The sequence below is a fragment of the Massilia sp. AB1 genome, from assembly GCF_018119385.1.
GTDB lineage: Bacteria > Pseudomonadota > Gammaproteobacteria > Burkholderiales > Burkholderiaceae_D > Telluria.
In genome coordinates this window covers 74,306-96,210 of the sequence record NZ_JAGKSG010000008.1, presented here as the reverse complement: position 1 = coordinate 96,210, position 21,905 = coordinate 74,306, and the positions used below count along the sequence as shown (strand labels likewise).

At 65.5% G+C, this 21,905-nt stretch carries 19 protein-coding genes and 1 pseudogene; 10 read left to right on the top strand and 10 right to left on the bottom strand.

Annotation, left to right across the window (positions count from 1 at the left end; all coding sequences use genetic code 11):
- Positions 1–16: 16 nt before the first annotated feature.
- From J8847_RS07200 to J8847_RS07190, 3 genes are all read left to right on the top strand, one after another.
- Positions 17–1,132, top strand: coding sequence for a 5-methyltetrahydropteroyltriglutamate--homocysteine methyltransferase (locus tag J8847_RS07200; RefSeq protein WP_211524005.1), 1,116 nt, complete (start codon positions 17–19; stop codon positions 1,130–1,132).
- Entirely contained in the window at positions 1,129–4,206 is a 3,078-nt protein-coding gene (locus J8847_RS07195) for an ATP-binding protein (protein ID WP_373999849.1), read from the top strand. Before J8847_RS07200 ends, J8847_RS07195 begins: the two co-directional genes overlap by 4 nt.
- 130 nt (positions 4,207–4,336) lie before the next feature.
- Positions 4,337–5,338 carry a diguanylate cyclase domain-containing protein gene (locus J8847_RS07190; protein ID WP_211524004.1) on the top strand — a complete coding sequence of 334 codons (1,002 nt, stop codon included), beginning with the start codon at positions 4,337–4,339 and terminating at the stop codon, positions 5,336–5,338.
- 141 nt (positions 5,339–5,479) lie between these two features.
- On the opposite strand, the gene J8847_RS07185 is transcribed toward J8847_RS07190, so the two are convergent.
- The gene (locus J8847_RS07185) at positions 5,480–5,932 is read right to left on the bottom strand and encodes a hypothetical protein (protein ID WP_229429640.1); all 453 of its coding nucleotides are present in this window, start codon (positions 5,930–5,932) and stop codon (positions 5,480–5,482) included.
- Positions 5,933–6,198: 266 nt separating this feature from the next.
- On the opposite strand from J8847_RS07185, the gene J8847_RS07180 reads away from it, so the two are divergent.
- Positions 6,199–7,821 (top strand): response regulator, encoded by a 1,623-nt coding sequence (locus J8847_RS07180; protein WP_211524003.1) that lies wholly within the window; start codon positions 6,199–6,201, stop codon positions 7,819–7,821.
- A gap of 45 nt (positions 7,822–7,866) precedes the next feature.
- Here the strand turns inward: J8847_RS07180 and J8847_RS07175 are convergent, their stop codons facing one another.
- Positions 7,867–8,328: a hemerythrin domain-containing protein gene (locus tag J8847_RS07175; RefSeq protein ID WP_211524002.1), complete on the bottom strand. Its 462-nt coding sequence runs from the start codon at positions 8,326–8,328 to the stop codon at positions 7,867–7,869.
- 197 nt (positions 8,329–8,525) lie between these two features.
- Here J8847_RS07175 and J8847_RS07170 point away from each other — a divergent pair, with 197 nt between their 5' ends.
- Positions 8,526–9,254: a sensor histidine kinase gene (locus tag J8847_RS07170; protein WP_211524001.1), complete on the top strand. Its 729-nt coding sequence runs from the start codon at positions 8,526–8,528 to the stop codon at positions 9,252–9,254.
- 191 nt (positions 9,255–9,445) lie between these two features.
- Here J8847_RS07170 and J8847_RS07165 read toward each other — a convergent pair whose 3' ends face one another.
- The 3 genes from J8847_RS07165 to J8847_RS07155 form a co-directional block, all read right to left on the bottom strand.
- The gene (locus J8847_RS07165; protein WP_373999848.1) at positions 9,446–10,762 is read right to left on the bottom strand and encodes an NAD(P)/FAD-dependent oxidoreductase; all 1,317 of its coding nucleotides are present in this window, start codon (positions 10,760–10,762) and stop codon (positions 9,446–9,448) included.
- A gap of 97 nt (positions 10,763–10,859) precedes the next feature.
- The gene (locus J8847_RS07160; RefSeq protein WP_211524000.1) at positions 10,860–11,327 is read right to left on the bottom strand and encodes a hypothetical protein; all 468 of its coding nucleotides are present in this window, start codon (positions 11,325–11,327) and stop codon (positions 10,860–10,862) included.
- A gap of 151 nt (positions 11,328–11,478) precedes the next feature.
- The gene (locus J8847_RS07155; RefSeq protein ID WP_211523999.1) at positions 11,479–11,616 is read right to left on the bottom strand and encodes a hypothetical protein; all 138 of its coding nucleotides are present in this window, start codon (positions 11,614–11,616) and stop codon (positions 11,479–11,481) included.
- A 550-nt stretch (positions 11,617–12,166) separates the two neighbouring features.
- Here J8847_RS07155 and J8847_RS07150 point away from each other — a divergent pair.
- Positions 12,167–12,565, top strand: a complete 399-nt coding sequence (locus tag J8847_RS07150) for a hypothetical protein (protein WP_211523998.1) — start codon at positions 12,167–12,169, stop codon at positions 12,563–12,565.
- A 95-nt stretch (positions 12,566–12,660) separates the two neighbouring features.
- On the top strand, positions 12,661–13,386 hold the full coding sequence (locus tag J8847_RS07145) for a hypothetical protein (RefSeq protein ID WP_211523997.1): 726 nt from the start codon (positions 12,661–12,663) through the stop codon (positions 13,384–13,386).
- Between the two features lie 63 nt (positions 13,387–13,449).
- Here the strand turns inward: J8847_RS07145 and J8847_RS24500 are convergent.
- The 3 genes and pseudogenes from J8847_RS24500 to J8847_RS07130 form a co-directional block, all read right to left on the bottom strand.
- Positions 13,450–13,593 (bottom strand): annotated as a pseudogene (locus J8847_RS24500) (hypothetical protein); the annotation flags it as partial.
- A gap of 75 nt (positions 13,594–13,668) precedes the next feature.
- A complete protein-coding gene (locus tag J8847_RS07135) occupies positions 13,669–14,460 on the bottom strand; it encodes a LytTR family DNA-binding domain-containing protein (RefSeq protein WP_211523995.1) in 792 nt (263 codons plus the stop codon).
- Complete coding sequence (locus J8847_RS07130) at positions 14,453–15,718, bottom strand: sensor histidine kinase (RefSeq protein WP_211523994.1); 1,266 nt, start codon at positions 15,716–15,718, stop codon at positions 14,453–14,455. The genes J8847_RS07135 and J8847_RS07130 overlap by 8 nt, the downstream gene beginning before the upstream one ends.
- A 213-nt stretch (positions 15,719–15,931) precedes the next feature.
- Here J8847_RS07130 and J8847_RS07125 point away from each other — a divergent pair, with 213 nt between their 5' ends.
- The 3 genes from J8847_RS07125 to J8847_RS07120 all read left to right on the top strand — a co-directional run bounded on the left by J8847_RS07125 (position 15,932) and on the right by J8847_RS07120 (position 18,154).
- On the top strand, positions 15,932–16,615 hold the full coding sequence (locus tag J8847_RS07125; RefSeq protein WP_211523993.1) for a hypothetical protein: 684 nt from the start codon (positions 15,932–15,934) through the stop codon (positions 16,613–16,615).
- Between the two features lie 64 nt (positions 16,616–16,679).
- On the top strand, positions 16,680–16,805 hold the full coding sequence (locus J8847_RS24320) for a hypothetical protein (RefSeq protein WP_267875453.1): 126 nt from the start codon (positions 16,680–16,682) through the stop codon (positions 16,803–16,805).
- A 101-nt stretch (positions 16,806–16,906) separates the two neighbouring features.
- Entirely contained in the window at positions 16,907–18,154 is a 1,248-nt protein-coding gene (locus J8847_RS07120; RefSeq protein ID WP_211523992.1) for a DEAD/DEAH box helicase, read from the top strand.
- 154 nt (positions 18,155–18,308) lie between these two features.
- On the opposite strand, the gene J8847_RS07115 is transcribed toward J8847_RS07120, so the two are convergent.
- Together J8847_RS07115 and J8847_RS07110 are read right to left on the bottom strand one after the other, a co-directional pair.
- On the bottom strand, positions 18,309–19,124 hold the full coding sequence (locus J8847_RS07115; protein WP_373888779.1) for a DUF817 domain-containing protein: 816 nt from the start codon (positions 19,122–19,124) through the stop codon (positions 18,309–18,311).
- A 90-nt stretch (positions 19,125–19,214) separates the two neighbouring features.
- Positions 19,215–21,902 (bottom strand): bifunctional acetate--CoA ligase family protein/GNAT family N-acetyltransferase, encoded by a 2,688-nt coding sequence (locus tag J8847_RS07110; protein WP_211523990.1) that lies wholly within the window; start codon positions 21,900–21,902, stop codon positions 19,215–19,217.
- Positions 21,903–21,905: the final 3 nt, after the last annotated feature.

The following is a 21,905-nucleotide window of genomic DNA, read 5'->3' as shown; positions in this document are numbered from 1 at the left end:
TCGCCCAAGGCATTCGATGATGATTCCTACTGAGCCCATCGGCAGCATCCCCCGTCCGCCCGCGCTGGTTGCGGCGCTGGCCGCGGCCCTGCGCGATCCCGCCGGCCAGCCCCGGCTTGCGAGCCTGATCGACGAGGCCGTGCGCGCCACGATCGCCGACTTCGAAGCCACCGGCTCGCCGGTGATCAGCGACGGCGAGCAGGCCAAGGTCGAGAATTTCTGGAGCTACCCCGTCTACGGCGCGCCGAACACGGCGCCGGACGGCTTTCGCATCCCGCTCCCGAACGGCCATGGACAACGCATGCCGCGCCTGGTGCGCGGTCCCTTCCGCTACCAGCGCTACGCCGACGACTACCTGCGCGCGGCGCGCCGCCACGCCACCCAGCCGGTCAAGCAGGCGGTGATCTCGCCTTCGGCGCTGGCGCTGATGTACCCGGTCGAGGGCCTGCCCGGCTACCCGCGCGAACAATTCCTCGACGACCTGGTGCGCGAACACGAGACCGAGCTGCGGCGCTGCCTGGAGGCCGGCGCGCACAAGGTGCAGATCGATTTCGCCGAAGCCCACCTGGCGATGCAGCTCGATCCCGGCGGCGCCCTGCTGGCCAGCTTCATCGACCTGAACAACCTGGCCCTGGGCCGCTTTTCGCCGGAAGAACGCGCCCTGATCGGCGTGCACATGTCGGCCACCGGATGGAGCGAGCGCCAATCCGACATGGCGCGCGGCTCCATGGCGGGCTACGCCGAGCTGATCCCGGCCGTGCTCGAACTGCGCGCCGGGAACTTCTACCTGGCCCTGGCCGGCAGCAGCGAACCGGAACGCATCCTGCGCGCCGTGCGCGAGCATGCGCGCGCGGACCAGCGCATCTTCGTCGGCGTCACCGACCCGCACGATCCGCGCATCGAGACCCCGGAACTGGTGCGCGACCGCATCCTGCGCGCCGCCGAATACATCGATCCGGAACGCCTCGGCACCACCGACGACGCGGGCTTCGCGCCTTTCTTCGACGACGCCAGCATCAGCCGCGCCACCGCCTTCGCCAAGATCCGGGCGCGGGTCGAGGGCACGCGTTTGGCGTCCGCCATCCTGGAAACGGCCTGCCTGGAAAGCGCCGCCGCGGGAGGAGCAGCGTGAGCGACGAGCGCGACGAACTCGACGCGATGCGCGCCGTCGCCCTGGCCAACGCCAGCAGCGTGCTGGCCGCGCGCCAGCGCGCCGAGGAAGAACTGATCGCGGCCAAGGAAGCCCTGCGCCAGGCCAACGAGCGCATGGAGAACATGCTCGAGAGCCTGACCGACGGGTTCTGCGCGGTCGACCGCGACTGGCGCATCACCTATATCAACGGCCGCGCGCTGGAGATGGCGGCGCCGCTGAACAAGAGCCGCGGCGGCCTGGTGGGACGCAACCTGTGGGACGAGTTCGAGGACCTGCACGGCACCTCGGTGGCCGCCGACTGCCGCCGCGCCATGGACGAGCGCCAGACCATCACCCGCGAGTTCTATTACAAACGCCTGCAGTGCTGGCTCGACATGCGCATCTATCCCTCGCCGGACGGCCTGACGCTCTACTTCCAGGACATCACCCAGCGCAAGCAGGACCAGCAGGCCCTGGTCGAGAACAACACCCGCCTCCAGGTGGCGCTGGCCGCCGGGCGCCTGGGCGACTGGCGCTGGGACGCGGCCCAGGACCGCATCAGCTTCGGCGCGCGCGCGGCCGAGATCCTGGGCCTGCCGGCCGAGGAGGCGCTCGACTGGCCGGCCCTGCGCACCCGGCTCGAACGCGACGACCGCGCACGCCTGCGCCACGCGGTGCTGGACGCCTTCGCGGCGCGCACCGACCTGGACATCGAATGCCGGGTGCGCGGCGCCGCCGGCGAGGAGCGCTGGATCACCCTGGTCGGCCGGCCCGACTACGGCGCCAGCGGCCAGGAGAGCATGCGCGGCATGAGCGGCGTGGTGCAGGACATCAGCACCCGCAAGCAGGCCGAGGACACCCTGCGCCAGAGCGAGGAAATGCTGCGCGCCCTGGCCAACACCATTCCCCAGCTGGCCTGGATGGCGGACGCCGACGGCGCCATCGTCTGGTTCAACGAGCGCTGGTTCGACTACACCGGCAGCACGCCCGAGGAAGCGCGCGGCTGGGGCTGGCAAAAGATGGTCGACCCGGCGGTGCTGGAAGCGATGCTCGAGCACTGGCAGGAATCGGTGCGCACCGGCGCGCCCTTCGAGATGGAATTCCCGCTGCGCGGCGCGGACGGCAGCTACCGCTGGTTCCTGAGCCGCGTGGAAGCGGTGCGCGACCGCGAAGGCCGCGTGGTGCGCTGGTTCGGCACCAATACCGACGTCGACCAGGTCAAGCGCGCCGAGCAGGCGCTGCGCGAGGAATCGCACGTGCTCGAACTGCTCAACAGCACCGGCAGCGTCCTGGCCTCCACGCGCGACCTGCGGGCGCTGCTGCGCGCCGCCACCGACGCCGCCAGCGGCGTGTGCGGGGCCCGCTTCGCCGCCTTCTTCTACCACGGCGGCAGCGATCACGAAGACGGCACCCTGTTCTCGCTCTCGACCCTGGCCGGTTCCACCACGGCCGAATTCCAGGCCCTGGGCGAAGCGCATGCGGCCGCCCTGTTCGGCCCCGGCCTGCGCAGCCAGGACCTGGTGCGCGTGGCCGACATCGCCGGCGACCCGCGCTACGCCGGCAGCGCGCCGCACTTCGGCCTGCCGCCCGGGCATCCGGCGGTGCGCAGCTACATGGCGGTGCCGGTAGTGGCGCGTTCCGGCGAGCTGCTGGGGACCATGTTCTTCGGCCACCCGGAACCAGGCGTGTTCGGCGAGCGCAGCGAGCGCATCGTGCGCGGCATCGCGGCCCAGGCCGCGATCGCCCTCGACAACGCCCGCCTGTACGACGCCACCCGCCGCGCCGCCGAGGAACGCAAGGTGCTGCTCGAGAACGAGCGCGAAGCGCGCGCGGAGGCGGAGCGCACCAGCCAGATGAAGGACGAATTCCTGGCCACCCTGTCGCACGAGCTGCGCACGCCGCTGTCGGCGATCCTGGGCTGGTCCCAGGTGCTGCGGCGCGGCAGCCGCGACCAGGCCGACCTGCAGCGCGGCCTGCAGACCATCGAACGCAACGCGCGCGCCCAGGCCCAGCTGATCGAAGACCTGCTCGACATGAGCCGCATCACCTCGGGCCAGGTGCTGCTCGACATGCAGGTGCTGGCCCCGGGCTCCTTCATCGACGCCGCCATCGAGACGGTGCGTCCCGCCCTCGAGGCCAAGCACATCCACCTGGAGCGGCGCTACGCCCCCGACGCCGGCATGGTGGCGGGCGACCCGGGGCGCCTGCAGCAGGTGATCTGGAACCTGCTGTCGAATGCGATCAAGTTCACGCCGCGCGACGGCATCGTGGCGGTCGAAGTGGCCCGGCGCGACGACCAGGTGGCGATCACGGTGCGCGACAACGGCGCCGGCATCCGCCCCGAATTCATCACGCACGTGTTCGAGCGCTTCCGCCAGGCCGACGCCTCGATGACGCGCCGCCACGGCGGACTCGGCCTGGGCCTGGCGATCGTCAAGCACCTGGTCGAGCAGCATGGCGGCACGGTGCGCGCCGAGAGCGCCGGCGAAGGCATGGGCGCCAGCTTCACGGTGGAGCTGCCGGTGGCCCAGGCGGCGCGCCCAGGGACTCGCCAGGGACGTGCGCCGGATGCGGCGCAGGCGGGCATGGCGATGCCGGCGCCCCTCCCCGCGCAGTTGCCGGATTCCGCACCGGCGGAAGCCATGGTGCGCGACCTGACCGGCCTGTCGGTGCTGGTGGTGGACGACGACCGCGACGCACGCGAGCTGATCGCCCGCATCCTGGGCGATTGCCACGCCAGCGTGCGCATCGCCCCGAGCGCGCGCGAGGCCTTCGCGATGCTGCGCGAGCAGCCGCCGGACCTGTTGATCAGCGACCTGGGCATGCCGGAGGTCGACGGCCTGGAACTGCTGACCTGGGTGCGCCAGCTGCCGCGCGACGCCGGCGGCCTGACCCCGGCCATCGCCCTGACCGCTTTCGCCCGCTCGGAAGACCGCTTGAAGGCGCTGGAAGCCGGATTTTCGGCCCATATTTCGAAGCCCGTGGAGCCCAGCGAGTTGATTTCCGCCATCGGAATCGTGGTAGATCCAACGGCGCCGATGATGGCGGCCTCGGCGCGCGGACAAGGTCGCTGACCTTCCTACCGCGACACGCGGCGCTGTCCTACAAGAAATTTTGAGAGGTTTGCTAGACTATACAGAGATGGGTAAAGCCCGATTCCGGTAAGAAAGGAATTGCTTTCCAGTATCGCAGGAAGAGATAAGCATGCCGAGTAGACAAGACATTTTGAACGCCAAAATCCTCGTGGTGGACGACTCGCCCGACAATATCGAGCTGATGGAAGAGATATTGCGCGAGGAAGGCTACACCGACGTCAGTTCGACCATGCTGCCGGAACAGGTCTGCCCGCTGCACCGCGAGCACAACTACGACCTGATCCTGCTGGACCTGCAGATGCCGGGCCTGAACGGTTTCCAGGTCATGAAGGGGCTGAAGGAGATCGAACATGGCGGCTACCTGCCGGTCCTGGCCCTGACCGCCCAGCCGAGCTTCAAGATCGCCGCCCTGGAGGCGGGCGCACGCGACTTCATCAGCAAGCCTTTCGACTTGCTCGAAGTGCACAAGCGCATCCACAACATGCTCGAAGTGCGCCTGCTCTATAAAGAGCTGGCCCAGTACAGCCGCGCCCAGCAGGAACTGGCCCTGCACGACGCCCTCACCGGCCTGCCCAACCGCCGCCTGCTGGAAGACCGCATCGAAACGGCCCTGCAGCACGCCAACCGCGGACACGCCAAGGCCGCCGTCATGTACCTGGACCTGGACGGCTTCAAGGCGATCAACGACACCTACGGCCACGCCTACGGGGACGAGATCCTCAAGATGGTGTCGCAGCGCCTGCTGTCGAACTCGCGCAAGGAAGACACCGTCGCGCGCCTCGGCGGCGACGAATTCATGGTGGTGCTGGGCGACATCCACAGCCTGGCCGACGCCCAGGGACCGGCCGCCAAGCTGGTCGAGGCGCTCTCCGAGCCCTTCTTCATCAACGACCTCACCCTGCGCCTGTCGACCTCGATCGGCATCAGCATCTATCCGGACGACGCCGAATCGGTGGACGCCCTGATCAGCATCGCCGACTACGCGCTGTACGAGGCCAAGCGCGCGGGCAAGAACCGCTTCTGCTCGCCGGCCGCGAACCGCGAAAAGGCGGCGGCGGTCAAGCCGCCGGTGCCGGCCGCCCCTGCGGTCGAAATGGCGCCGCATCGTTAATTCCACAAAGGCCCGGCGCTCTGCCGGGCCACACCTGTCTCCTCTCGGCCAGACCTCCCCGCAAACCGCAGTGCAAATACAACAAAGGCCACGAAGTGTTGCTTCGTGGCCCCCCTTCGAATGACGGAGAAAACCGCCGTGTCAGCGATTCCCCTCGCCTTCGCCGCGCTGCAGGTAGCCGGTGCGGATCGCGCTGTTGCCCAGGGCTTCCTGGTTATGGGCTTCGATCGCGCTGGCGCCCTGGTGGTCGGTGCTGGCCTCGACCTTGTCCGGCGCCACCTCGATGCGGGTGATGCCGGCATCGACCGAGATCGGATCGCTGGCCGGGAAGGTCATCTCGACGGCGTCGTCGAGCAGGGTTTCCTCGGCCTCTTCCTTGCTCGACAGGCCCTCGCAGCCGGCCAGCGCCTTGATCGCGATGGCGTAGTTGACGAGCTTCGACCCGGCGAGGTCGCCGATGGTCTTGATACCCAGCGCTTCGAGCGCCGAGGCTTCCTTGTCGCTGATGCCCTTCAGGGCCGTGAGCGGCGCATCCACCAACGCGCGGAACGACTGGCCGTGGAATGCTTGATTGACGATGGTGTCGATATTCATGTCTTGTCCTCTCTAGTAGGCGCCCCTGTCCTCAACGATACGGTTGAACAGGACACGCCTTGACTATGGCATACACCCCTCGCCTGCGTATGTGCGGCAGCGTACACGCACCCCCGCGCACGATTGATTCTTTTGCTTTTTTGCACTTTATACCGCGTGATATCATGGCTCATTTCATCACGAATTTTTCTTTAGCGAAACAAGGCCCTCTGCTATGCTTCGCTGAAGCAAGCATTACATTAGAGACATAGGCATCAGGAACCATCGTGGCCACCACCGACAAACCCAAGATCCTGGTCGTCAATGACGACGCCGCCAGCCTCCTTGCGCTGACGAGTCTGCTCGACCAATGGGCTGAAGAAAGCAATTACACGGTGCTGTCCGCACGTTCCGGACAGGAAGCGCTGCGCCAGGTCCTCTTGCACGATTTCGCCGTCATCCTGCTGGACGTGAACATGCCGGGCATGGACGGTTTCGAGACCGCCGAGGCGATCCACCAGCGTCCGCGCTCGGCCGACATCCCGATCATCTTCGTCACCGCCTTCCTGGCGGACGAGATCGACCGCCTCAAGGCCTACCAGCGCGGCGCCGCCGACTTCCTGTTCACGCCGGTGATTCCGCAGATCCTCCACGCCAAGGTCTCGGTCTTCGTGACCCTGGCGATGAAGAACGAACAGCTCAAGCGCCAGGCCGAAAAACTGTCCCAGCGCACCACCGAACTGACCGCCACCAACCGCCGCCTCGTGCGCGAGATGGAAGAGCGGCGCGACGCCGAGCGCAAGAGCCATGCGAAGGACGAATTCCTGGCCATGCTGGGCCACGAGCTGCGTAATCCGCTGTCGGCGATCAGCAGCGCCTCCGCCCTGATCGGCCTGCCGGGCGCCAGCGGCGAGACCGTCGGCCGCGCCAAGCAGATCATCCAGCGCCAGAGCCAGCACCTGTCGCGCATCGTCGACGACCTGCTCGACCTGTCTCGCGCCATGTCGGGAAAGATCCTGCTGTCGCGCCAGCCGACCGACCTGGCCAACCTGGTGGCGTCCTGCCTCGAGACCTTCCGCGCCACCGGACGCACGGCGGGCTACCGCATCGCGGTCGATCTCAGCCCAGGCTGGGTCGACGGCGACCCGACCCGCCTGGAACAGATCGTCTCCAACCTGCTCGACAACGCCCTTAAATACACGCCCAGCGGCGGCAGCATCGACATCGGCCTGGGCCGCGAGGGCGAGGACGTGGTCCTGAGCGTGCGCGATTCGGGCGTCGGCATCCCGTCCGAGCTGCTGCCGCACGTGTTCGACGTCTTCGTGCAGGGCGCGATCTCGATCGACCGCTCGCAGGGCGGCCTGGGCATCGGCCTGTCGCTGGTGCGGCGCCTGATCGAACTGCACGGCGGCAGCGTCAGCGCGGACAGCTCCGGCGCCGGCAACGGCAGTACCTTCGTGATCCGCCTGCCGCGCACCGAGCCGGTGCTGCAGAGCGCGCCGCAGGAGGACGCCCGCAACGACGGCGCGGGCAAGCCCTCAGTGCTGCTGATCGAAGACAATGAAGATGGCCGCGAGATGATGGCGACCATGCTGGCCGCCCACGGCTATCCGGTGTTCCAGGCCGGCGACGGCCTGGCGGGCGTGGCCGCCGCCACGGCGCACCGGCCGGAGGCGGCCCTGGTCGACATCGGCCTGCCCGGCATCGACGGCTACGAAGTGGCGCGCCGCCTGCGCGCCGACCCGGCCACCCAGTCGATCAAGCTGATCGCGCTGACGGGCTACGGCCTGGCCGAAGACCAGCGCCGCGTGTTCGAGGCGGGCTTCGACCTGCACCTGGTCAAGCCGGTCAACATCGACCGCCTGCTCGAGGCCCTGAACCTGCCTAGCGAGCAGTCGGCCGCGGCCTGACGCGGCGGCCCGTGCCGCGGCTTGCGCCCGGCACGGACAGCAGGATCAGCTCGAGGCCATGATCTCGTCGCCGCGCGCCTTCATCTCCTGGCCGAGCGTCTCCAGGTCCAGTCCCATCTTGCGGACCTTGGGGAACATCTCCTTCTCTTCTTCCTCGACGTGGTGCTCGATCATCTCGCCGAGCACCTTGACCTTGGCGTCGTAGAGCTCCTCGTCCGGGTCCATTTCCTGGATCTGGGCGATCAGGTCCTTGGCCGAAGCGTGTTCGACGATAGCTTCTTCGACCATCTCCTCGGCTTCCTTCGAGCGTTCGCGCACGTCCGGGTAGAAAATCTCTTCTTCGATCATGGTGTGCATGACCAGGTTCTGGCAGATCTTGTCGGCGATTTTCTTCTTGCCGGCCTTGGCGCGGTCGCCCAGCTCTTCGAATTCCTTGAACATGGCGGTGACCTCCTTGTGCTGCGAGGTCAGGAGCGCGATCGCGTCTTGCTGTTGTTTGGTCGTCATTAAAACCCCCGATGATGTTGTTTATTTGCACTACACTTGGTCTGGCGGCGCTGCGGCCACGGATTCCAGCTTCGCCTACAACAGCCCGGCAGTATGTGCGGAGCCGCACGCTGCCGCCGCTCCGGCGCGCATCCCGCCCGCGCGCCGTCGCCGCGCCAACTGTTGTATGATTTGGGAAATATTCAACCGAGCCAACGATGACCGAACCGGCCCATCCGCACTCCGACCGGGAACTCGCACTCCTGGCCGCGGCGCGCACCGCTGACCTGACAGAAATGCTGGCTTACCTCGCTTCCTGCTGGGACGAGGAGAAGCGCCTGCTGGCGCGCCGGCTGCACGACAGCCTGGGCTCGTCGATGACGGCCCTGACCATGCACCTTGCATTGCTGAGCCAGCATATCCCGCCCGAGAACAAGGCGATGCGCGACCGCAGCGCCCAGATGAAGCAGCTGCTGGCGACCATCATCGAGACCAACCGCAAGATGCAGCTCGAGCTGTGGAACGACAAGCTGGAGTTCCTGGGCCTGCACGCGGCCCTGGCCGAACTGGTCCCGGCCTTCGGCGCCGAGCACGGGCTTACCGCGCGCACCAGCCTGCCGGACGAGGACGGCCACTACAGCCGCACCCAGGGCGTGGTCCTATTGCGCTGCGCCGAGGAAGGCCTGCGCAATGCCAGCACCCATGGCAAGGCGAGCGAAGTCGAGGTGATCCTGGACGACGACGGCGAGCAGGTGATGCTGACCGTGCGCGACAACGGCCTTGGTCCCCACGACTGCGACGGCGCCATGCATTCACTGGATTGCCACGGCCTGCGCCTGTTGCGCGAGCGCGCCCGCTACCTGGGCGGCGAGCTGGTGCTGGCGCGCGGCGAATCGGGCGGCGCGCTGCTGCGCATGACGCTGCCGCGCGAGGTTCAGGCCGCGTGAGACTTTGTATCGGCGCTAGAGTCTACTCACTGCCTTTCATTTGCTAGCAGTAAAACCGTCGCACCGGCGAAGGCCGGTGCCCAAGTTGTTTGCGCAATCGAGACGCGTGCAAACTTAGGTTCCGGCCGAGGGGGACGCCGAGTCCCGGAACGACGGTTTTGGGGTTAGTGGTGAATCGAGCCAAACACTCCCTAGTGCAGCTTGACCAGCGGCGTGCTGCGCCGAATGAGGAAGCGCGCCACCGCCAGCAAACCCGTACGCAGCGATCCCAGCACCGCGCGATGATGCATCAGGTGCAGGCTGGCATACATGGCGCGCGCCAGGGTCCCCTGCACGAACCAGCTGGCCCCGCGCAGCGATCCCATCAAACTGCCCACGCTGGTGCTCTGCCCGACCGACACCAGCGAACCGTAATCCTTGTAGATATAGGGCTTGTCCATCGGCGCCTGCCCTTTGGCCTGGCGCAGGAAAGTTGCGACCAGATAGTCCGCCTGCTGGTGCGCGGCCTGTGCGCGCGGCGGCACCGGCTGGCCGTTGCCGTCCAGGCAGGCGGCGCAGTCGCCCAGCGCATACACGCCCGCCACGCCCTTCACCCGCAATTGCGCGTCCACCTCGATCTGCCCGCCCTTGGCGGTCGGTAGCCCCAGTGAGCCGAGCAGTTCCGGCGCGCGGATACCGGCCGCCCACACGCACAGGTCGGACGGATAGACATTGCCGTCCTTGTCCATCACGCGGTCGCGCTCGATCGCGGTGACGCGGCAATTGGTGACCACCTTGATCCCGCGCTTGCGCAGCAGGTCGAGCGCGGCGCCGGAGACCTTCTCGGGCAGCGGCGCCAGGATGCGCGGCGCGCCTTCGAGGATGGTGATGCGCACGTCGCGCCGCCCGTCCAGGGCATTGAAGCCGTAGTTGGCGTAGGCGCCGGAAGCCTCGCGCAGTTCGGCAGCCAACTCCACGCCGGTGGCGCCGCCGCCGATGATTACCACGTCCAGGCCGGCGTCCTTTCCTTCCTCGCGCTGCTGCTCGACGGCCAGCATCAGGCGCAGCATGCGCAGGCGGAACTGCTCCGCGTCCTCGGTGGCGTTCAGGGAAATGGTGTGTTCGCGCGCCCCCGGCACGCCGAAATAGTTGGAGGTGCTGCCCACCGCGATGACCAGCGAGCCATACGAAAGTCGCCGGTCAGGCAGAATTTCCTCGTTGTCGCTGGCGGCGCGCACGGCGCCGATGGAGATCGTCCGGGACGCGGCGTCCATGCCGGTCATCGGGCCGAAGACGAAATTGAAGCCGTTGTCGTGCGCCAGCATCGGGTACGACAGGCCTTCCTGGTGGATGTCGAGGGTGCCCGCCGCCACTTCGTGCAGCGAAGGCTTCCAGATATGGTAAAGGCGGCTGTCGACCAGCGTCACCTTGGACGGTCCGAGTTTGCGGCCCAGTTTGCAGGCCAGTTCCAGCCCGCCTGCCCCTCCACCCACGATCACGATCTCGCTGCGCAAGCTTGCCTCCATCATGGCGCCCGGTCCGGCTGGGCGCCGGAAGTGGGCAATGTGGCAATCTTACTACGCTTGCAAAAAACGGCGCGGCGGCTTGAACCGCGCCGTAGAGGACTCAGTCGTGGCCGCGGCCGTGACCCTTGCCGTTGCCATGGCCCTTGCCGTGGCCGTTGCCATGACCGCCGCCGTGGCCGTTGCCATGGTGCTCATAACGCGGTTCTTCGTAGCGCACCGGCGCCGGTGCATACACGCGGGTCTCGCGGTAGCGCGGCACCACCTCGCGGTTGTACCACTCGTCGCGCACGAACATCACCGGCTGGCCGCAGGCGCCGTAGTGCTTGCAGTGCTTCTTCCAGTTCTTGCGGTGGCCCGGCGGCACACGCAGGTAGATCGGCTCGGCGCGGTAGTGACGGCGCTCCTCAATGATCACCGGCTGGGCGTAGACCACCTGCGGACGGGCGAAGTCGCCGATGTCGATGCGGCCGTAAAAGCCGGGCTGGCCGATGCTGACGCTGACGCCAGTCTGGGCCATCGCAGGGAGGGCGGCGGCCAGCAGGGCTGCGCCGATGATCAGTTGTTTCATGGTGGTCTCACAAAAGAAAAATGTTGTGAGACGAACTTTACCATCTGCAACGTTTTCGACTGTGTTCGCCAGGCCACATTCTTACAGTCTGTCGAGTTTGTCACACTCGGTTACATTTCCCAGGGGCGGCTTGTGGTGACACGCGGGTCGACTACTCGTCCTTCGCTTCTTCCGGTGGCGGGCCAGACGACGCGCTCGTGTTCTGGTTGGCGAAGTTAGACTTGAACACGAGGGGCTTCTGGGCGCATTCGCTGCGGTGCGCGACGATCTGCTCGAGCGCGTAAGACATGCCGCCCATCGTCGGGCGAAAGCTGGCGACGCGGGATTCTTGCGCAGCACGCGCTTCCCATTCGTGGCGGCCGGCACGAATCTCTTGGAGATTTCCATGCCCATCGAACGGCCCTGGACAGTGATGGTCTTTCCGGCCAGAACGGCCAGCTCGGCCTTCATGTACTCGGAAACCATAGTTGCTGCGGTTGTCATTGGACGCTCCTTGATCTGAGCGCCCAACACTACCTTTGGCACAGTCCCATTTCTAGGGAGAAATGAGACTGGTGAGGTGTCTCGACAAAGCACGCCGCTATGCAGAACGGTTAATCGGTTCCATGATCAAACATTTAAAGAGATTTCTCTTGAAAGAAGCGTGTAAGCTTCTTGTATTGACATTGAGAAAATTCCCAGGAGGCAACATGCAAACTAACTTTAGGCGCACATTTGCGCGCTCTATATTTTGATGGTCATTAGCAATAAGTACTGTATTTGCAGGGGAGAAAATTACCAAAATACCTGACGCTTCTAATGTTAAAAAAGCATCGGTCGCCCTGTCAATTCTTGGGTCCATGACCCGAAAGCAGATAACAGAACAAGATATGCTAAAGGACAATGGTTGTAGTTTTAGCACTTCCAATCCTCAAAGGATTTCGGAACTTGTCGAAATCTTACGCACACACACTGCAGAAGACCCCGAAGGCGTCAAAAAGATTTCATTACGAAATATGGTCTACCTAGACTTGACCGATGGTTCAAGAGTTAAGTTTTTCTTTGGCCAACCAGAGTCCAAGGGCAACAATGTCTTCGGCACCATGAATACTGGAAAATCGGATAGTTATGTTGCGTTGCGCACCAATACCACGCTCGTAAATGAACTACGAGACTGGGCTTCAGAGCTAACTGCACCAAGAATCCCGCCCCACTTAGCTTGCTTAACCGAAGCACCTGTTTACGAAACCAATAATTAACTTACAATTAGAAAGGAATTCACATGGGACGAATTATAGCGCTGAATCCCGGCGGAGAAAACGATCATAAATTGACTCACGCCCTAAACTAGATAATGAATACTCAGGCAGGGGCTGACCTGTCTTGGCAAGTCTACAATTCCCCCCGAGATGTTTATATTCTCTTTATTAAAGAGGGTGAAAATTACCAGTTCACAAGCTATAAGACTTGGGACGACAAACTTCAGTTACCTGATGTAATTCGTTGGGATCCAAGCAGCGCGCTACAGGTCAGACAACCAGATACCACCATCGGTGCGCAATCACCAGCGCTTGGGCTGGCACATGAATTAATTCATTTTAGAGATAGAATCGGTACCTTGTACGGCGAAGAAATGACTACGTACGAAGAAATTAAATTAGCACAAGAACTTGGAGAGCCAATTCGTCAGACATATTCGGCTACCAAATTTAGCGTTGCCGTTACAAATACCACCGCTAGCTCGACGGGCAAAATATGGAAAGCCACCGATGGAGCTGGCCATATCATTTTTGGTCCGGCCTTCAATTCTGCGGACACCTCCGTGACAGTATCTAACATAAGCGAAGCTGGTGCTGGTGGCAGTTTTGAAAATATGTGGTGGGAGCCGGTCTACTCTAGTGGAGCAGAAATATTCTTCACACCTAAAAGACCCGGCGGTTATTGGAACCCGCAAATATATCCTGAAATGGTAGCTCCTTCTACGGACATTTATATTAGTGGTGACGAGCAAGCCTCCGTTTCGACGGACGGATATGCTGAGGTCGTCGGAATGTCCAATATCCATCTAGTCTCATATTAAAAGATCCAATAATTCTAGAGTCATACTGGAAATGCTCGCCTAACTGAGAATGCTGGTGAGCATTCAATCTCCTTTGATGAAGCGATAGAATTGGGATCGGCTGATGTTGTATTCAACCATTAGCTCCTTCCGGTTCCGGCCGTTATACTTGGCACGAATCTCAACCGCCCGGGCCTCAGCGTCCACGTTGTACTTCTTGATGTAGACCTCCTGGCCAGACCCAAGTTTTCAATGAAAAATGCCAATCAGCTTAACTGACTGGCATTAGGTTACATCTGCCTTTCACATATGGCGAAACAAGGCCATGAAGGGCTGGCTGACGGATAAGGTCTCCGGGCGGTTCTTCAGGCGGATGGTGCCGCGCCCGGTCTCGTCGCGCGTCACCGCCGCCACCGCGCGCAGGTTGACGATAGTGGAGCGGTGCACTTGCTTGAACATGGTCGGGTCGAGCACCTCCAGCAGGTCGCGGATCGGCTTCCTCAGCAGGGCCTCGCCGTCGGCCGTCATCACCACGGTGTACTTGGAGTCGGCCTGGAAGTAGGCGACGTCGTCCACCAGGATCAGGCGCGTTTCCACCCCGCGGCTGGCGGTCAGCCACACCAGGGGCTCGGCGCGCGGCGCCGGGGTCGCCACCGAGGCGACGCCAGCCAGGCGTTCCAGCAGCGCGGCTAGCTGGCCGTTGTCCTGGCTGCCCCGGGCGAGGCGCTCGCGCACCCGGCCAACGGTTGCCGCCAGGCGTTCGCGCGCGACCGGCTTGAGCAGGTAGTCGACGGCGCCGCGCTCGAAGGCGTCGATGGCGTACTGGTCGTAGGCGGTGACGAATACCACCTCGGTGCGCACGCCGGCGTCCAGCATGGCGGTGGCGACTTCCAGTCCGGACAGGCCGGGCATGCGGATGTCCAGGAAGGCGATGTCGGGCTTGTGGGCGGCAATCGCCTCCAGGGCGCTGCCGCCGTCCTCGCAGGCGGCGGCGATCTCGAGTTCGGGCCAGACCGAGGCCAGCTGCGCCACCAGCGACTCGCGCAGCAGGGCCTCGTCTTCGGCGATCACACATCTGATGGGCGAATTAGGCATTCTGGATTCCTCCGCCTTGCACCGCGAGGGGCACCGTGATGGTGGCAGCGACGCCGCTCGGGAAATTCGACACGATCGAGAACGAGGCGGCCGAACCGTAGGCCAGGCGCAGGCGTTCGCGCACATTGCGCAGGCCGATGCCCGTGCCGCCGCCTTCGGCCGTGAAGCCGCGCCCGTCGTCGGCCACCGTCACCGCCACCGTGCTGTCCACGGCGCGGGCCAGGACCCACACGGTGCCGCCGCCCGGCTTGGGCTCGATGCCGTGCTTGATCGCGTTCTCCACCAGGGTCTGCAGCATCATGGTCGGGAACAGCACGTTCTTGAGCGCGTCCGGCACGTCGAGCTGGAGGTTCAGCCGCGAACCCATGCGGATCTTGAGGATGTCGAGGTAGGCGCGCACCCGTTCCAGCTCCTCGCCCAGGGTCGAGGGCACGTCCTCGGTGCGCGGCAGCGAATGGCGCAGGTAGGAGATCAGGTTGCCCAGCATCTCGTCGGCGCGCGCCGGGTCGCTGCGGGTCAGCACCTGGGCGCTGGCCAGGGTGTTGTACAGGAAGTGGGGCTCGACCTGGGCGTGCAGCAGGTTCAGGCGCGCCACCGTCAATTCCTTCTCGGTGACGGTCTGGTGCACCTTGGCCTGCTCGCTGCGGCGGCGCTCGGCCACGCGGCGCGTGATGGCGCGGACGATGGCTTCGGCGTTTTCCAGGTTGGTGCCGTGGTCGACCAGGAACCAGTCGGTCCAGGCGGGGCCTTCCGGTTCGCAGATCAGGGTCACGCTGCCGGCATCGTCGCCATTGGGCGTGACCGTGGCCAGGATCTGGTTGTGGCGGGTCGACAGGTGCTCCAGCGCCCAGCCGTAGGCCGACTGGCTGCCGTAGGGATCGATGCGCTGCACCTTGGCCCGCACCTGCAGGCTGTCGCGGGCGCTGTCGGCGATGACCGAGCCGGGCAGCTCGCGGATGGCGGCGTCGATCATGTCGAAGGCTTCGCCGGCCTCGAAGGGAATCTCGATCTGGCGGCGCTGGCGGTTGGACAAGGTACTGCGGTTGAGCTCTCCCGCCACCAGGCGTACCCGGCGCACGTGCGAGAACGCGACCGACAGCACCCAGGCGCCCAGCAGGAAGCCGAACAGCACGATATACCCTTCCATGTGGATATCGAACTGCTCCAGCCAGGCTTCGTGCATGGTGATGAAGATGGCCATGTAGGCCGCGACCCATGCCAGCAGCAGCCGGCCGAGGTGAAATGTACTAGAGATCATGGTAGTCCTTCCATCGTGATTGGCATGGCCAGCATAGCCAGAACAATCATTGCCAAGTGACATTATGCGACGGAGTCGGGTATGGGCCGACGAAACCTGCCCGGTCGGCGATAAAAAAATACCCGGATCGACTGTTGCGCGCCCGCCCCACAGGCCTTCGTGCAGGCGGCCTCGACCGCTACAATGCCGGGTTTTGCAACAAGAGAATCGATTATGTCGCGTCTGACCACCTTCCGCGCAGCCCTCGGCTGCACCGCCCTGCTCGGCTTCGCCGCCCTTCCCGCCCACGCCCAGATCGGCATCACCCTTGACGCCGGCAGCACCGGCGCCGGCGTCCACCTGGTGGCGCCGCTGGGCCAGTCCTTCAATGCCCGCCTCGGCGCCAACTATATCGGCTACGACTTCGAGCAGCGTTCCGGCGAGATCGACTACCAGCTCGACGGCAAGCTGCAGACCGTCGACCTCCTGGTCGACTGGTATCCGGGTGCGGGCAGCTTCCGCATCACCGGCGGCGCGGTCTACAACGGCAACCGCTTCGATGCCGTCGGCAACGCCGACCGCGCCGGCACCTACACCATCGACGGCAGGCAATACATTGCGCGCGACGTCGGCACCATCAACGGCACCGTCAGCTTCCGCAAGGCTGCGCCCTACCTGGGCATCGGCTGGGGCAATGCGCTGAACGCCGACAAGCGCCTGAACTTCAGCGCCGAGCTCGGCGCCTTCTACCAGGGCAAGGCGCGCACCAAGCTCGAGAGCGTCAACTGCGCCGCCGGAACCGCGCTGTGCAGCGCCCTGGCGCGCGACCTCAAGGCCGAGGAATTGCGTCTGTCCGAGGACGCTTCGGACTACAAGTTCTTCCCGGTATTGCGCGCCAGCGTTTCTTACCGTTTTTGACACGTTTTTCGATACATATCTTCGGTAGAAGCGTATGATGGAGCCATTCCACGGAGGCTCCATCATGCAACCCCGCCATGTCGTGACCGCTGCGCTTGCCCTCGCCTGCCTGGCCCTGTCCGGCTGCCGCGAGCATAACGAGCCGGTCAAGCCGATCGCCGACTTCTCGGTCGTGATCGCCGTGGGCTGAGGCGCCGCCGCCGGCCCTGCCCCGTCCGCAAACGTTCGCCTTGCCGGCCGCGGCAAGGTAAACTACGGCTTATCCATATTTAGCCGAAAGTTCCCCTGTTCATGTCGTTCGCATCCCTGGGCTTGATCGACCAGATCCTCGCCACCCTCGACACCCTCGATTACCACACCCCGACCGCCGTCCAGCAGCAAGCCATTCCCGCCGTCCTGGGCGGAAAGGACGTGATGGCGGCCGCCCAGACCGGCACCGGCAAGACCGCCGGCTTCACCCTGCCGCTGCTGCAGCGCCTGGTGAAGAGCTCGGGCAAGGTGTCGAGCAATGCCGTCCGCGCGCTGATCCTGGTGCCGACCCGCGAACTGGCCGAACAGGTACACGAGAGCGTGCGCACCTATTCCCAGGGCCTGGAACTGCGCTCGCTGGCGGCCTACGGCGGGGTCAGCATCAATCCGCAGATGATGGCGCTGCGCAAGGGCATCGACGTGCTGGTGGCCACGCCAGGCCGCCTGCTCGACCTGCACCGGCAGAACGCTGTGCGCTTCAATGAGGTGAAGGTGCTGGTGCTGGACGAGGCCGACCGCATGCTCGACCTCGGGTTCTCAAAAGAACTCGACCAGCTGTTCGCGGTGCTGCCCAAGAAGCGCCAGACCCTGCTGTTTTCGGCCACCTTCTCCGACCAGATCCGCGCCATGGCCAACCGCCTGCTGCGCGAACCGGTGCGCATCGAGGCGACGCCACGCAATACCACGGTGTCGGCGGTCAAGCAGTGGCTGGTGCCGGTCGATAAGAAGCGCAAGCCTGAGCTCTTCGTTCACCTGCTCAAGAAGCACGCCTGGCCCCAGGTGCTGGCCTTCGCCAAGACCCGCAAGGGCGTGGACGAGCTGGTCGGCCTGCTGCAGGCCAAGCGCATCGACGCCGACTCGATCCACGGCGACAAGCCGCAGCCTGCGCGGCTGCGTGCGCTGGAGCGTTTCAAGGCAGGCGAAGTGAAGGTGCTGGTGGCGACCGATGTGGCGGCGCGCGGGCTTGATATCGAGGATTTACCGGCGGTGGTGAATGTCGACCTGCCGATCGTGGCGGAAGACTATGTGCATCGCACCGGCCGTACCGGGCGCGCAGGGGCGTCGGGCGAGGCGGTGTCGCTGGTGTGTGCGGACGAGATCGACCAGTTGGCGGCGATCGAGGCGCTGATCAGGCAGGTGATCAAACGGGAAGAGGAAGGGGGGTTCGCGCCGGATCACCGCGTGCCGGAGACGGCGCCGGGCGGGCAGATCGTGAAGAAGCCCAAGAAGCCGAAGAAGCCGAAGGGCGATTCGCCTGTAGTGACCGAGGACGTGCGCTTCCGTAGGTAAGGCGCTGCACGTCAGTCCCGCAGCTTCAACACGTCGTTCCGGCGAAGGCCGGAACCTAAGTTCGTAGCGCAGCCGGTATGCATACAAACTTGGGTTCCGGCCTTCGCCGGAACGACGGTTTCACGGTTAGCGGGAGAACACTGTCAGTGACGTTTCACGCCTCCGGCACGTGGATCTTCTCCTTGATGTGCTTCAGGCTCGCCACGATGGTGAAGGTCATGATCACCAGCAGCGACCACGAACTCCACTTGCTCAAATGGACCACCGACCACGCCCCCAGCTGGTTCGGATAGCGCCACACGCCCCAGAAGGTGCCGATGTTCTCGGCCAGCCAGATGAAGAAACCGATCAGCACAAACGCCAGCAGCAGCGGCATCTGGCGGTCGCGGTCCAGCGGCCGGAAGGTCACCATGGTGCGCGAATACAGGCCCAGCGCGCAGGCGGCCAGGTACCAGCGGTAGTCGCCGATGTAGTGGTGGGTGAAGAAGTTCGCGTAGATCAGGATCGCGATGGTGGCCGCCATCCAGTACGGCGGGTGGTGGCGCACGCGCAGGTCGAGCAGGCGCCAGGACTGGATCATGTAGCTGCCGATGGTCGCATACATGAAGCCCGAGAACAGCGGCACGCCGAAGATCTTGGTATAGGCGAAGTCCGGATAGCTCCAGGACTGGATGCTGGACGACACCTTGAAGGCCTCGAGCGCGAAGCCGACAACGTGGAACAGGCACACCGCCTTGAGTTCGTCCCAGGTCTCCAGCTTGGCCCAGACCATCCACAGCTGCAGGCCGATCGCGATCACCAGCAGCACGTCGTAGCGCGGGATGCCGAAGACGCCGGCGCGCGGCGTGAGCAGCATCGCGAACAGGAACAGGCCCACGAACAGGCAGGCGCGCGCCTCCTTGATGCCGAAGTAGAGGAATTCCAGCGCCCAGCGGCGCAGGCGTTCGATCTGCCGGGGCCGGGCGTCCATCAGGTAATTGTCGATCGCGGTCAGCATCTTTCCATCCTGTTCTTGAAGCAGGAGCAAGCATAGCATCCCGGGCGGCGAGGAAGTAAGCAGCTAGCGCAGCGGCAGCCGCATCTGGCGGATGCCCTCCTCCCCGATTTTCACTTCGAAGCCCAGCTTCTTCACCATGGCCACGATGCGCGAGTTCTGCGGCAGGGCCTCACCCACGATCTCGCGCGTGCCGCGCACGCGGCAATAGGCGATCAGCTTTTCCATCATGATGCGGCCCAGGCCCATGCCTTTCAGGTCGGAGCGCACCGTGACCGCGAACTCGGCGCTGATGTTGTCCGGGTCGGCCACCACCCTGCCCACCGCCAGGGTCTCGGGCACACCCTCGGCATTCGGGCGCGTAGCGATGAAGGCCATCTCGCGGTCGTAGTCGATCTGGGTAAAGCGCGCCAACTGCGAAGGCTGGAGCTCGCGGATGCGCACGAACATGCGGTAGCGGATGTCGTCCGGCGTCAGCGCGTCGAAGAAGGCCAGGTGGGCCGGGCCGTCCTCCGGACGAATGGGACGCAGCAGCAGCTTCTGGCCCTGCCACTCGATGGTCTCCTCCAGCTCGCGCGGATACGGCCGGATCGCCAGCCGGTCCAGGGTGCTGCCAGAGCGGTCGGCCATGGCCAGGCGCATGCGTGCATCCAGCACCACCGCGCCATTGCTGTCGACGATCAGGGGATTGATGTCCAGCTCCGCGATCTCGGGAATGTCGGACACCATGCGCGACACCTGCACCAGGGCGGCCAGGATCGCGTCCAGGTTGGCCGGCGGGCGGTTGCGGTAGCCGGCCAGCAGGCGCGCCACGCGGGTGCGGTCGACCAGGTCGCGCGCCAGCACCAGGTTCAACGGAGGAAGGCCCACCGCATGGTCGCCGGTCACCTCCACCGCCACCCCGCCCTGGCCGAACACGATCACCGGCCCGAATACCGCATCCAGCGCGGCGCCCACGATCAGTTCATGGGCGTGCGAACGGCGACACATGGTCTGCACCGAGTACCCCTCGAAGCGGGCCTTCGGGAAGACCTCGCCGAGCCGGCGCCGCATGCGCAACGCGGCGGCGCGCACCGCTTCCTCGGAATCGAGGTCCAGCGCCACGCCGCCGAAGTCGGACTTGTGCATCACGTCCGGGGTCAGGATCTTGACGGCCACCGGAAAACCAAGGGCGCGGGCGCTGGCGACCGCCTCCTCGGCGTCGCGCGCCGCCCGGGTCTCGACCAACGCCATGCCGTAGTTGCGCAGGATGGCCTTGGTTTCCGGGTCGGACAGCAGGTAGCGCCCGCCGGCCAGGGCTTCGCGCACCAGGGCGCGCGCCGCCGCGCGGTCCGGCGCCACGGTGCCGGTCATCGAAGGCGGCACCTCCATCAAGAGGTTCTGGTTGCGCCGGTAGTTCACCAGCTGCAGGAAGCCGGCGACGGCGTCCTCCGGCGTGCGGTAGGCCGGCATGCGCGCGCCCGCGGCGATGGTGCGCGCCTCCGCCACCGAGGCGCCGCCCAGCCAGCAGGACAGCACGGTGCGCGAGGCGGCGCTCGCCACCGGCGCGATGGCCTCGGCCACCGCGCGGCTATCGACGGTGGCGGTCGGAGAATGCACGACCAGCACCGCGTCGGTTTGCGGATCCTGCAGCAAGATCTCCAGGGCCTGCTTGTAGCGCTCGGGCGGCGCGCCGCCGAACAGGTTCACGGGATTGCCCTTGCCCCAGCCGGCAGGCAGCAGCGCGTCGAGCCTGGCCACCGTTTCCTCGCCAAGCGCGGCGGCCACCCCGCCGCCATAGGCCAGGGCGTCGAGAGCCAGTACGCCCGGTCCCGCCCCATTGCTGACGATGACCAGGCGCTCGCCGTGCAGTGGCTTGGCATAGGCCAGGGTTTCCACCGCCGCGAACAGCTGCTCGGTGGTGTACACGCGCAGCATGCCGGCGCGGCGGATGGCGGCGTCGAACACCTCGTCGGCGCTGGCTAGGGCGCCGCTCTCGCTGGCGGCGGCACGCGCGGAGCCGTTCTCCGTGAGCTCGCGGCGGGCCTTCAGCACCAGCACCGGCTTGCTGCGCGCCGCCGCGCGCGCGGCCGACATGAACTTGCGCGCATAGCGCAGGTTCTCCACATAGAGCAGGATGGCCGAGGTGCCGCCGTCGCTGGCCAGGTAGTCCAGGGTGTCGCCCAGGTCGACGTCGCTGGAGTCGCCCAGCGCGATGAAGCGCGAAAAGCCGATGCCGCGCGTGCGCGCCCAGTCCAGCACCCCGGTCATCAGGGAGCCGGACTGCGACACGAAGGCGATCCGCCCGGGCAGCGCGCCGCTGTGGGCGACGCTGGCGTTCAGGCCCAGGGCGGGCGCCAGCAGGCCGGCGCTGTTCGGGCCCAGGAGGCGCAGCAGATAGGGATGGGCGGCGTCCAGCGCCGCCTGGCGCAGGCTGCGGCCGCGCAGGTCCTTGGCCTGGGCCAGGCCGGCGCTCAGGATGATGGCCGCGCGGGTGCCCAATTCGCCCAGCTGGCGCACCAGTTGCGGCACGGTGGCGGGCGGGGTGCAGATCACGGCCAGGTCCGGCGCGGCAGGCAGCTCGCTCACCGAGGCGTAGCAGCGCCGGCCGGCCAGCTGCTCGTACTTCGGATTGACCGGGTAGAGCTGGCCGCGGAAGCCCCCTTCCTGCAGATTGTTCAGCAAGGTGGCGCCCAGGCTGCCCACCCGCTCCGAAGCGCCGATCAGCGCCACCGAACGCGGCGCGAACAGACGTTCCAGGTTGCGGACGCTCATGCC